The following is a 12,056-nucleotide window of genomic DNA, read 5'->3' as shown; positions in this document are numbered from 1 at the left end:
CTCCGGCGCCTTGCCATCGCGGCTCCGAGCCTGTGCGATACCATCATCGAATTACGGTGTCAGCGTCACCGTAATGCCAACCCGTTGGCCCAAACCCCGAGGTCCGTAGGATCACAACCCGCTCGCGGGCAAGCCCCGCGGCAGTCAAGCCGGTTCTCCCTCACGCTCGGCATTCGGCTTTTGCACCACACAGATTGCCGTCCGGATCCTGTAATACTACGTAATCAGCATTTTGCGGATACCGCCACGGATACTGTTTCGCTCCGATCGTCAGCAGGCGACGAACTTCTTCCCGCTGGTGCTCGGTATAAAGGTCCAAGTGCAGCCAGCTTCTCCTCCAGCCGCGGCGATCGCGAGCCTGAAACGATATGTTGGGCTCATGGCCTTCAGGATCACAAAGGACAATCCAGCCACCGCTCGCAGGCGCTCGCGGAGTATATTGCAAGGCCCCCTGCCAAAATGCGACCATGCGCTCAAACTCACAGCAATGGATCACGATTGAGCCAATTCTGATCATCTCCGCGTCTCCGCTACGTGGGTCTTATTCGTGACCACATTCTCCCGGCGGCTACGGGTAGCGGCGTTGTTCACACCCGAACCCGATTACGGTGGCAGTGTCACCGCAATGCATGAGGCCAAGCTTCGGATGTTTGGGGGCGATCACGATTCTACGCTAACTCCGTCAGCTTGCGTGATCATGCGACCGAGCAGCCGCTCGATCATCCCGACGTGACCAAAGCTCAAGCCGATCGAGGATGCTTAGGAGCTCGGTGCCCTTGAGCGAGAGCGAGTAGGTCACGCGCCGTGGGAACGCTGTGGTTGGGGAACGCAGCACCAGGCCTCGATCTTCAAGCCCATCCAACCGCTCAGAAAGCACCTTCGGAGATACGCCCGGTAGAAGCTCCGCCAACTCTCCGTGCCGTTTCGGGCCGTCCTTCAGGTGCCAGAGTACAAGAGCGTTCCACCGGTGGCCCAGGAAGGCCAGCCAATCCTCGACCGGGCAATCTGCCGGACGACGCGGTTTCGGATTGTCGAGTTCTAATCGTAGCGCAGCAGATGACAATGCGGCTTCCTTCCCGTTTGGTTAGCACTGAAGGGGCGTGCTTTTTTCTTCTCCCCAACGAGGAGATGAAACATGACCGTGACTGAGCCAGCCCAGATGAACGAGGCATTCGCTCAAGCTTTCAACAGCCGTGACATAGACAATCTGCTCTCGCTTTACGAGGTGGATGCCGTCCTGCGCGTGGATGGAAGCGAGCGAAGTCTGATAGGGCTCGACGCGATCGCTAGTGGATTGCAGCGTCTGCTGCAAGCGCCCGGCACAATGACGTCGCGCAATAACTTTTGCGTCCAGCACGGTGACGTCGCTCTGCTGCGCGCAGATTGGGAGATGCGCACCCAGGACGGCTCCATCGTGGCGTCCGGCAGTTCGGTCGAGTTGGTCCGCCGCCAGTCCGATGGTACCTGGCGCTACGTCATCGACCACGCAGCGGGCGCTACCCTGCCACGCATCATCTAAGTGGAAGGGTTATCATGCGAATTACGGTGCCTAATCGCAGATGATGCCAGCGAAGGCGTGACGCGCCAATTGAGTGCACCGCCACCGTAATGCCATGGCCCGCATGCTGCGCCAGCGCCGGCGCGCAACCGACTGTCGCGCCGGCAGCCGCGGCAATGAACGCTCTCCTGTTCAGGCGCGGCAGATGGGAATGTCGAATTGCAGGTGACCTGCATCGCAACTGTTAGCTAGCTCACACGTGCAGGCTGCAAAACAATGTAAGCTCTTCACGGTTCGCCGTGAGCGGTAATGCTCCGGCTGCGCAAACCAATATCGATAGTGCGGACAGCGCGTCCGGCCGGTTGTCACTGGCCGCGACGATCGGATCATCGTGCCGAAAGGGCAGATCTGGGCCGGCCAATGAGCAGCAAACCGAGGCCGAGGACGCAGCGATCGGCGAAGAGGAAACTGGCAACAGGCACACCAACGGGGGAGCGCGCAATGGGTCAAATCGGCAGGTCTACCGACCCCTCAACGGCTAACAATCGCGACGACGTTGCAGGCAGCGAAGTCGCTTCGTTCCGCTATAACAATCCCGGCGCTCAATATCCCAGCGCGCGCGCCGCGCGCTTCGGCCAGATCGGCTATGGCATCATCGGCGGCGGCCACAAGATCGCGCGCTTTCCCTCGCCGGTGAACGGCGCCGCCTCGAACTTCGACCTGTTGTCGCGCAGCTATGTCGGCATGCGGATCGGCGAGGCCGGCAAGAAGTGGACCGGCGCCCACGGTTTCGGCGTGCCCGGCTATGACGCGAACGCCATCCTGACAAAGGAGATGGTCGACGATCCCGTGCAGGCGATTGCCTTGCTGAAAGCCATCGCAGGGCGCGAGTCGGGCAAGGGCAATAACCTGACCGAGGAGCAGTGGCGTCAGGCCCATCAAATGTACGAAGCCGGCAGCGCCGACGCCTTCCTAAATGGTCTGCCGGCGATAGCCGTTGCCCAGCCACCCGCGAGCGGTGTGCCTTCGGGGGCGGGCCTGGTGCAGCGCGCCCGCGCGCATATCGGCGAGCAATACGTCAACACGCTGGTGCCGAAGGACGATCCGGATTGGCATGGCCCGTGGGACTGCGCCGAGTTTGTCTCGTGGCTGGTCTATCAGGAAGCCGGCACGCTTTACGGCTGCGTCGACCACACGGCATCGCCGGCCAAGGCCGATGCCTATACTGGCGCCTGGAAGACTGACCTCGAGCGGCTCGGCAAGCGCGTTTCGGTGGAGGAGGCAGCGGCGACCGTCGGTGGCATCGTGCTCCGCTATCCGCCTGGGCCGGGCAAGATGGGCCACATCGCCGTATGCGACGGCAGCGGCGGCACCATCGAGGCAAAGGGCCGGCGTTACGGCGTGGTGGCCGACACTGTGCATGGCCGCGGCTGGCACACCGGCATCCTGATTCCCGGCATCTCCTATGACAGTGCCGCGCCGATCAAGGTCAACCCGCCTGCCGTCATCTACGAACTCGGTGCGCCAAACATGGATATGGCCGTGGTTGCGCGCATTCAGGCGGCACTGGCTGCCAAAGGCTTCGATCCCGGTCTGATCGACGGCGAGTTCGGATTGAACACGCAATCCGCCGTGCTGCGTTTCCAGGAAGCCGAGGGCATGGTCGTCGATGGCGCGGTCGGGCCGGAGACGGCGGCGGCGCTCGGCGTTTCGCTTGCGGCCGAAACGGTCAAGCCTGGCGTCGCGGTGGTGGAGACGGGTCTGGCCGCTGCCGCTCCCGCGCTCGACCTGCAGCAACTGCTCCCGCTCATTCTCATGTTGCTATCGAAGGAGAAACCGATGGCCGCCGATCCTGCCAAGCCGGGCCAAGGCCTCGAACTGCTGCTGCCGCTGATTCTGCAGTCGGCGCTCACCGGCAAGCAGGTCGACATCACGCAGCTTCTTACCGTGCTTGCGACCGGCAAGCCGGCGCCGGCGGTCACGCCGATTGCCAACGCGCCGGTGCTTTCGCAGCCGGTCAACACTGTCCCGGCGCCGGTCGTCTCGCAACCGGCAACGCCGCAGCAGCCGGCCGCCGCGGCGCCGGTCGATCTCATCACCGTGCTGATGCCGCTGCTCTACGAGCGGCTGACCGGCAAGCCATTCCCGGGTACCGAAAAACCGGACAAGCCCGCCGAGCCGCTCGCGCCGGCCATGTCGCGGCCGAGCGTACAGCTTTCTGCCGGCATGCTCGGCATCGTCACCCTGCTGCAGTCGGCCGGCATTCTCAATCTGCCCTTCAATCTGGGAGCGATCGCCGGTCAGGCGCCAACCACAACTGCGCCGGTTTCAGGCTCGACCATGGCAACCTTGATTCCGATCATCACCGGCGTAATCGGCGCCACCGGCGGCTTCGGCGCGCTCGGTGGGATTGCATCGAAGCTGTTGGGCGGGCTGATCGGCGCGTTCGGGAAGAAATGAGGGAAGGCCGGAGGTTGGAAGAGTAAACCTCGGTGCGTCCGCGACGCGCTGTTCGGAAATTGTGTTCGCCGCTGGTGCCATAACACCTGCGTGGCGATTGAACCTTTCGGTCCACGCCAAGACACATCCACGCCTACAACAGTGCTTGCCGCAGGGCGCGTCTTTTCATGGAAGATCCTGCAGTTTTTCTCAGCCGTCTCGCGAGGTTCGCGCTGATACCGATCGGGCTGCTGCTGCTGTTCGGCGCGGGCTTTAGCGTCTGGAGCACGAAAGCGTGGCTCGCCCGCGCCGTTGAAACACAGGGTACCGTGATCGAGATGCTGCGTGTGCGCGACAGCGAGAACAACGGCTATCTCTTTACGCCAATTGTGCGTTTCGACACCATTGACGGCAGGACCGTCGAATTCCAGTCCGGCCTGCGAACCAATCCGCCCCTTTACCGCACCGGGCAGGAAGTGCCTGTTGTTTACGATCCCGGCGTGCCGGAATCGGCCGCCATCCTGGGCGTGCTGCCGCTTTGGATGATGCCGATCATCCTGGCTTTCATCGGGTCGATTTTCCTGTTCGTCGCAACGGTCATGATCGTGCTGATCAAGAGGGGGGCGCGGGCTCTCGACCAGCCATCGCATCTCGCGGATGTGGTTGGTTCGCCGGGGCAGAGGCAAGTCGCCGTTCTCAATAGGACACGTTCATGATCGCGCTTCCGTTCGGTCATCGGCAGGCCGCTCGGCCGGGCCATGCCATGGTGCTAGCGCTTGCGCTGATGTTGCCCGGTGCCGGCGCATCCGAGGCAGCACCTTCCGACAATCGCGCAAAGCTCTGGCACACCTGCCAGACGAACGACGGCGAGGCGGGGCTCACAGCCTGTATGGCGATCATCAACACGCGCGGCATTCCAAAACGCGAGCGCGCTACTGCCTACTACAATCGATGCTACAAGTTCATCCTGCGGCACGACTACAGCAATGCACTGGCGAATTGCGACCGGTCACTTGAAGATAACCCATCCTTCGTCGACGCCTGGCTGAACCGGAGCACGATCCGCAGTGGACTCGGCCAATTCGATCTCGCCATCAAGGACGCTACTCAGGCGTTCGCCATGGCGAACAGCAATTCGGACCGCGCCGGCGCGCTGCGCAACCGCGCCGCAGCGTTCGTCCGGCGTGGCAACATCGCGGAGAGTCGCGCCGACCTCGACCAGGCGGCCAGGCTGCAACCTGGTGATGTCTACAATTTCATTAATCAAGCCGACTTCCTGCTGCAACTCGGCCGTCCCGATGAGGCGCTCCAACAGGTTGCGCGTGCTCGCGCCACCCGGGCCACCAGCAATTTTTCGCAGCAGAAGATGTACTCCGACATTGGCGTGCTGCACGGCAAATCCCTCGTTGCGATGAAGCGCTATTCGGAATCCCTTCCTGTGCTGGGTGCGCTGCTCAAGATCGACCCGAACAATGCGGAAGCGTTTGCCCTCAAGAGCGTGGCATTGGCCCGAACGAACAATGTCGCGGCTGCGCGCGATGCGCTGTCCACCGCGCGCCGGCTGCCGCTGTCCAGCCCGGACGCCGCCGACGTGTTCCGCGAGGCGGAGCAGCTTGTGCGCGAGGTGGATAGCGCAATGGCGCCGCCCCGCGGCGAACCGGTCGCGCCGGGCGCAACGCCGTCGCGCGAGCGCAACAATCGGGTCGCGCTGGTGATCGGCAATGCCGCCTATCAGAACGTTTCACCCCTCAAGAATGCGGGCCGCGACGCCGAAGCGCTGGCGGCGGAATTCGACTCGCTTGGCTTCCGCAAGGTGACGCTGCTGCGCGATCAGACGCGCGAACAGATGTTTGCCGCCCTGCGAGCCTTCGCCAGAGAGGCGGAAACGTCTGACTGGGCCGTCATCTATTTTGCCGGCCACGGACTCGAGATGGGCGGAATCAACTGGCTCGCACCTGTCGATGCGCAGTTGAAGACCGATCGCGACGTGCGCCTCGAAGCAGTGTCGATCGACGAGCTCAGCACCGCGATTGAAGGCGTGCGGGGATTGCGGCTCATCGTGCTGGATGCATGCCGGGACAATCCTTTCGCGCCGCAGATGCGCTTCACCAACAGCACGCGCTCGCTCGGAACGGGGCTGGCGCGCGTGGAGCCCGAGGGCGGGACCATGATCGCCTATGCGGCGAAAGCCGGTCAGGTGGCGAATGACGGGGACGACGAGAACTCTCCGTTCATGAAAGCGCTGCTCAATCGGCTGAAGCAGCCGGGGCTGGAGATCTCCATGCTCTTTCGCTTCGTCCGCGATGATGTGATGGCCGCAACCGGACGGCAGCAGGAGCCTTTTGTCTACGGCTCGCTGCCGAGCGAGCCCTTTTATTTCCGTACCGCAGCGACAGCTTCGCGGTGAGGCGGATCAATCGCGTACAGAAAATCCAACACGACCTAACAGCGCGGTCCGTTGTTTTCGACGATTCTGTAAATATCAAAATCCTCGCCTAGCCACGGCGTTACTCACATCCCAGACGCGCGGCTGCGGTGCCAGTGTGGGCCCTGCGTCTCCTGCGCGTGCGGAGCATACGCGCTCTTGCGCAGCGGATTTCCGAAACCCGACTACGCCAACCATGCCAATCCGACAGGCCAACACGGCATCAAGCACGGTCAGATTTGGGGGCATTGGGACGTATTCTTGAGAGAGTAGCTCGGGCCAGCAGGCTTTGGGCCTGTGTCATCCTGACGTCATGGACGCTTGATAGTCGGACTAAGCAAACAACTGACGACTTTGTTCGGGAATAGCGAACACTGCGAGGTTCGAGATGTTGTCGCTCCAGAACGTGACAGTTACATACCCCAATGGGGTCATGGCGCTGCGGCCGACCACTGCCATGTTCGAGCGGGGAAAGTTCATCGTTCTTCTCGGCACCTCAGGGGCGGGAAAATCGACATTGCTGCGCAGCCTCAACGGGCTCGTGCGGCCGACGTCGGGTGAGGTTTGCGTCGAGGGGCGTGGATCGATCTTCTCCAGCCGCACACAGTTGCGGGCGCATCGGCGGCGGACTGGAATGGTGTTCCAGCAACATCATTTGATCGGCCGGCTGTCGGCGCTCGACAACGTGCTGACGGGACGGCTTGCTGCGCACAGTGTGGCGCGGTCGATTTTTCCGCTGCCGCGCGCTGACCGCCTGCTGGCCCTGGAGGCGCTTGACCGGGTCGGACTTGCCGACAGGGCGCTGGATCGCGCCGATCAGCTTTCCGGGGGACAACAGCAACGCGTCGGCATCGCGCGCGCCATGGCCCAGAAGCCCGAAATCATGCTCGCCGATGAACCCGTCGCGAGCCTCGATCCTGCCACGTCCGTCCGGGTGCTCGAAGATCTTCATCGGATCTGCCGCGAGGACGGGATCACCGCGATCGTCAGCCTGCATCAAGTCGATCTGGCATGTCGGTTCGCCGATCACATCATCGGCCTCGCGCAGGGCGGCATCGTTTTCGAAGGGGCGCCGGATCAACTCGGGTCGGTTACCCTCGATCGTATCTATGCGACGGAACGCAAAGGCTTGGCCAAAGCGGCTTAGTCGAGCCCTCAATCTGGATGGAGAAATCAGATGATTCAGCGCCGCAACTTCCTCGCTGCATCGGCCGCGGCCGGGCTCTGCGTGCTCGCCGCTCCGGCATTTGCCGCCGACAAGACAGATCCCGACAAGCTGCGTATCGCACTGCTTCCCGACGAGAACGCGTCGACCATCATTCAGAATGCACAGCCGCTCAAGAAGTACCTTGAGGAGGTGCTCAGGAAACCCGTCGAGATCATCGTCACCACGGACTATTCGTCGATGATCGAGGCGATGCGGTTCGGACGCATCGAGGTTGGCTATTTCGGCCCGTTCTCCTATGTGCTCGCCAAGTCGAAGGCACCGGAAATCGAACCCTTCGGCGTCGGCGTCGAAAAGGGCAAACCCAATTACCAGTCAATCCTGATCGCCACCGCGGATGGTCCGGTGAAGGAACTGGCCGACATCACGGGCAAGCCGTTTGCGTTCGGCGACCGGGCTTCGACGTCGAGCCATCTTGCCCCGCGCGCCCTTCTAGCCAAGCAGGGGCTCATCGGAGACGCCGACTATAAGGTCGTCCATCTGGGCCAGCACGATGCGGTTGCGCGTGCCGTCGCTGCCGGGCAGGTGCCTGCGGGGGCGCTATCCGAATCCATTTACCGGATCTTGGTCGAGACCAAGAAGATCGATTCCACCAAGCTCAGGCAGCTCGCGCTATCCGAACCGATTCCGAACTATCCACTCACCGTGCAGGGCTTTCTGAAACCCGAGCTCAAGGACGCTATCAAGCGGGCGTTCCTCAACCTGAAGGATCCGGCCATTCTCAAGCTGTTCCGCGTCGAGGCGATCGCGACGGCGACCGACAAGGATTACGACGTGCTGCGCGACATGGCGAAAGTGCTCCAGCTCGATATTGCCAAGCTGTGAAACATGAAATCGGTTTCGCACACGTTTGACGCCATTCTCGAAGAACAACGCCGCTCCGCCTTGCGCGGGGCGGGCCTCGTCGGCTTGATCATCGCTGCGTGCGTGGCGGCGCTGGCGGCCACAGGCTTTTTCGACGCGCAGCGATTTCTGGAGAGCGGGCCTGCGATCGGTACGCTGGCCTCCGAAATGGTGCCGCCAGATTTCAGCCGCTGGCGGACATGGCTGAGGCCGCTTCTGGATACGCTTGCGATGTCGATCGCGGGGACCGCACTCGCCGTGGCCTTGTCCTTGCCGCTCGCTCTTCTGGCTGCTCCCAATACCAGCCCGCACCCGATCGTTTATCTGGCGGTTCGGACGTTCCTCGCCTTCCTGCGTTCGGTGCCGGAGATCATTCTTGGCGTTCTGTTTGTCGCCGCGGTCGGTTTCGGCGCGCTGCCTGGCGTTCTTGCGCTGGCGCTGCATTCGATCGGCATGGTCGGCAAGTTCTATGCCGAGGCAATCGAACATGTCGATCCCAAGCCGCTGGAAGCGGCTCGCGCCGCGGGCGCGACGCCGTTTCAGGTCATCCAGCACGCCGTTCTGCCGCAAGTCCTGCCGCAGCTCACCGATGTCACGATCTACCGTTGGGAGTATCATTTCCGCGCTTCCGCCGTGCTCGGCATCGTTGGCGCAGGGGGAATCGGTTTCGAGCTGATCTCGGCTCTGCGCCTCCTGAACTACGACCAGGTTTCGGCCATCCTGCTTTCGATCCTCGCATGCGTTGTAATCGTCGACAGCGTCGGCGCGTACTTGCGAAAATCGCTCAAGTAGCCGCGCCTCGATGACAGAGTTGCCGCTCATCGTTCTGACAAACCGGGTCTTCCCCGAGACCCGCGCCGCGTTCGACGGCGTTGCTCGCATCGTTGCAAACGATGAGCCCGAACCATGGAGCTATCACGAGGTGATCGAACGCTGCAGGGAAGCAGCCGGGCTCATGGCATTCATGACCGATTGCGTCGACCGGGCGTTTCTCGAGCAATGCCCGAACCTGAAAGTCGTCGGCGCCGCGTTGAAGGGCTATGACAATATCGACGTCGATGCCGCAAGCGAACGCGGCATCCAGGTAACAATCGTGCCGGACCTTCTCACCGAACCGACGGCTGAACTGGCCGTCGGATTGATGATCGCGCTGGGGCGGCATATTGCCGCCGGTGATGCGGGAATTCGCAAATTAGGATTCGCCGGTTGGCGGCCTCAGCTTTACGGAACCGGCATCGGCAACTCGACGGTGGGGATCGTCGGCTTCGGTCGGGTCGGCCAGGCCATCGCGCTCCTGCTCTCCGGGTTCGGCTGCCGCATCGTCGCGTTCGATGCGGAGCCATTTGAGAGCGAAGGTATCGAGGCGATGGCGCTCGAGAATGTGTTGAAATCAGCCGATATCGTGGTGCTGGGTCTGCCGCTGACCGAGGCCACCATCGGTTTGATCGATGCAGAAGCGATCGGCCGGATGCGGCGCGGCGCGTTACTCGTCAACCCCGCACGGGATTCACTCGTCGATGAAGCCGCCGTGGCCGATGCGATCGAGAGCGGTCAGCTCGGAGGATATGCCGCCGATGTCTTCGAATGCGAGGACTGGGCGCGGCCCGACCGGCCAAGGTCAATCGACACGAGATTGACCAGGCCGGGTGCCCGAACCGTATTGACGCCGCATATCGGCTCGGCGGTGATGTCGGTGCGGCGAGAGATCGAGTTGTCCGCAGCGACCAGCATCATCGAGGCCTTGGCCGGCAAGTGGCCACGCGGGGCCATCAACAGCCCGGCGGGACAAATCAGAAATCCTGCATTGACGAAATGAAATGCTGAATCTGATCCATGCCCGCTCCTTCGTGACCGTGATCGCGACGCGGGGCGTTCGCGCAGCGGCGCGTGAGCTTGATCTGGCGCCATCCACCATCGTGGATCATATCCGCCAGTTGGAGGAAGTCTTGGCTGCGCCTCTGGTGGTACGTCAGCGTGGCAGCGCCATGCCGACGGATCAAGGCGCGCGCTTCCTTCCGCTGGCGCGCGCACTGGTCGAGACGGCCGGCCGCGTGCGCAGCCTGATTCACCTTCCGGCGCTGCGTCTGGCAGCATCGAGCAACGTTGGTACCTATTTGTTGCAGCCTCACATCGCAGCCTTTCGGCAAAGTGCCGGCATCCCGGTCGAACAATGGATTGGATCGAACTCGGAGGTCGTCGCCCGGCTGGAACGAGGCGAAGCTGACGTTGCAGCAATGGAATGGTGGGATGGAAGGCCGGGCTTTACCGCGCGCACCTGGAGGCGAGAGCCGCTCGTCGTCATCGTGGGATCCGGGCATCGTTGGGCCCGGCGCGGGTCCGTGTCCGTGACTGACTTGCGGACCGAGCCGCTGCTGGGCGGTGAATCCGGCACCGGAACCGGTTATCTCTTGCGCCGACAACTGGGACCAATCGCGAAATCACTGACCATCATCGATGGTTTCGGCAGCACCGAGGCTGTCAAGCGCGCGGTCCGCGCCGGCTGCGGTGCCTCGATTGTCATGGAAGCCTCTGTTGCCGACGAAGTTGCGACAGGGCGGCTTGTCGCTCTTCGTATCGACGGGGTCGAACTCGACAAGGAGATCAAGTTGATCGTGCCAGCGACGTTGCCTCCTACCGCCCCGGCAATGGCAATGTTCGACGCGGCGCAGAGCTGGCAGCGAGGTCTTCCCGTCTAGTTGTCGTTGGCGGGTGCTCGCAATCGAAGCTGCAAAGTAGCGAAGCGTGGTGCCCCTGGCCGGCAGTCTCCTAATACCATAACCAATTGAATTTGAAATGATTTTCATCATCGATTGCTGTCGACACCAACAGGAATGCCAACAAGCTGACGCGCAGTATTAGCTTGCAAAATAAAATAGGAGGACGCCCCGGCGTCAGGCCCGCCCCGCGCCATTCCGGTCTCCACGATCGCCCCGAACGGAATCGAACCCGGCTCCGACTCGAAATCCCGGCAGGATCGACCTAACGTAATATCGCGAGGTCAAGGGAAGGTCTTGTCATGCGTACCCCATCCATTGCGCCCCGCGATGCCGAGCGAGACATCCATCTCGTACTGGACGACTTCTGCGGTCGACTCGGTTCCGCTTGGTGCGCGAAAGTGTCAATCCGCGTCAAATTTGGCTCTGACGCAGTTTTGGTGCGGCTCCACTCTATTCTGCGCCGATTAGTCTGGCCTGAAGCAGATCGATTTTGCGGCGGCCGTACATTTGCCGTCTGACGAGTTTGAAGCGGGTGATCTGACCTTCAGTCTGTCCGTTGGACCAGGGCGATGTAATTGCCGCGCGAGCCGCGGCTTCTTCAATCGTAACGCCGCGGGCGAATGAGGCAACGAGACTGGCACGGGCGCGCTCGATCCATGGCGACAGCTCGACGGCCGCTCCGCGCCGGATCATCAGGTGGAATGGGTGGGAACGCGAGCCTCGACGGCGGGCGGCAGTGATCGTTGTCAATCGGCTTGGGGTCCCGACGCCGATGGGCGAGCTAAGCTATTGATGTATCGAACGGTGGAGGGGTTACTCTTGGACGCCTATTAACACAATGGGCATTTCTGGCTTGCGTCGATGTTACCGGAATCTGCTAGCACAACGTCGGTCCCGAGGCGGCGCGAC

The 12,056-nt window shown here is 62.3% G+C and carries 11 protein-coding genes and 1 pseudogene; 9 read left to right on the top strand and 3 right to left on the bottom strand.

The window, feature by feature from the left end:
* Positions 1–160: 160 nt before the first annotated feature.
* Complete coding sequence (locus CQ13_RS41215; protein WP_197427369.1) at positions 161–517, bottom strand: VOC family protein; 357 nt, start codon at positions 515–517, stop codon at positions 161–163.
* A 165-nt stretch (positions 518–682) separates the two neighbouring features.
* Positions 683–1,063, bottom strand: a complete 381-nt coding sequence (locus tag CQ13_RS41210; protein ID WP_082637540.1) for a winged helix-turn-helix transcriptional regulator — start codon at positions 1,061–1,063, stop codon at positions 683–685.
* A gap of 72 nt (positions 1,064–1,135) precedes the next feature.
* Between CQ13_RS41210 and CQ13_RS18905 the strand changes: the two genes are divergently transcribed.
* From CQ13_RS18905 to CQ13_RS18865, 9 genes are all read left to right on the top strand, one after another.
* On the top strand, positions 1,136–1,519 hold the full coding sequence (locus CQ13_RS18905) for a YybH family protein (protein ID WP_245309227.1): 384 nt from the start codon (positions 1,136–1,138) through the stop codon (positions 1,517–1,519).
* 480 nt (positions 1,520–1,999) lie between these two features.
* Entirely contained in the window at positions 2,000–3,958 is a 1,959-nt protein-coding gene (locus tag CQ13_RS18900) for a peptidoglycan-binding domain-containing protein (RefSeq protein WP_057844349.1), read from the top strand.
* A gap of 167 nt (positions 3,959–4,125) precedes the next feature.
* Positions 4,126–4,653, top strand: a complete 528-nt coding sequence (locus CQ13_RS18895) for a DUF3592 domain-containing protein (RefSeq protein ID WP_057844348.1) — start codon at positions 4,126–4,128, stop codon at positions 4,651–4,653.
* A complete protein-coding gene (locus tag CQ13_RS18890) occupies positions 4,650–6,344 on the top strand; it encodes a caspase family protein (protein ID WP_057844347.1) in 1,695 nt (564 codons plus the stop codon). The genes CQ13_RS18895 and CQ13_RS18890 overlap by 4 nt, the downstream gene beginning before the upstream one ends.
* Before the next feature lie 406 nt (positions 6,345–6,750).
* Positions 6,751–7,509, top strand: a complete 759-nt coding sequence (phnC, locus tag CQ13_RS18885; RefSeq protein ID WP_082637538.1) for a phosphonate ABC transporter ATP-binding protein — start codon at positions 6,751–6,753, stop codon at positions 7,507–7,509.
* A gap of 30 nt (positions 7,510–7,539) precedes the next feature.
* The gene (gene phnD / locus CQ13_RS18880) at positions 7,540–8,412 is read left to right on the top strand and encodes a phosphate/phosphite/phosphonate ABC transporter substrate-binding protein (protein WP_057844346.1); all 873 of its coding nucleotides are present in this window, start codon (positions 7,540–7,542) and stop codon (positions 8,410–8,412) included.
* Between the two features lie 3 nt (positions 8,413–8,415).
* On the top strand, positions 8,416–9,222 hold the full coding sequence (gene phnE, locus CQ13_RS18875) for a phosphonate ABC transporter, permease protein PhnE (protein WP_057844345.1): 807 nt from the start codon (positions 8,416–8,418) through the stop codon (positions 9,220–9,222).
* Positions 9,223–9,232: 10 nt separating this feature from the next.
* Entirely contained in the window at positions 9,233–10,246 is a 1,014-nt protein-coding gene (locus CQ13_RS18870; RefSeq protein ID WP_057844344.1) for an NAD(P)-dependent oxidoreductase, read from the top strand.
* Position 10,247: 1 nt separating this feature from the next.
* A complete protein-coding gene (locus tag CQ13_RS18865; RefSeq protein WP_057844343.1) occupies positions 10,248–11,126 on the top strand; it encodes a LysR family transcriptional regulator in 879 nt (292 codons plus the stop codon).
* A 471-nt stretch (positions 11,127–11,597) separates the two neighbouring features.
* Here the strand turns inward: CQ13_RS18865 and CQ13_RS18860 are convergent.
* Positions 11,598–11,849 (bottom strand): annotated as a pseudogene (locus CQ13_RS18860) (transposase); the annotation flags it as partial.
* Positions 11,850–12,056 lie beyond the last annotated feature (207 nt).

This window comes from Bradyrhizobium retamae (assembly GCF_001440415.1).
GTDB lineage: Bacteria > Pseudomonadota > Alphaproteobacteria > Rhizobiales > Xanthobacteraceae > Bradyrhizobium > Bradyrhizobium retamae.
This window is presented reverse-complemented; position numbering and strand designations above follow the sequence as displayed.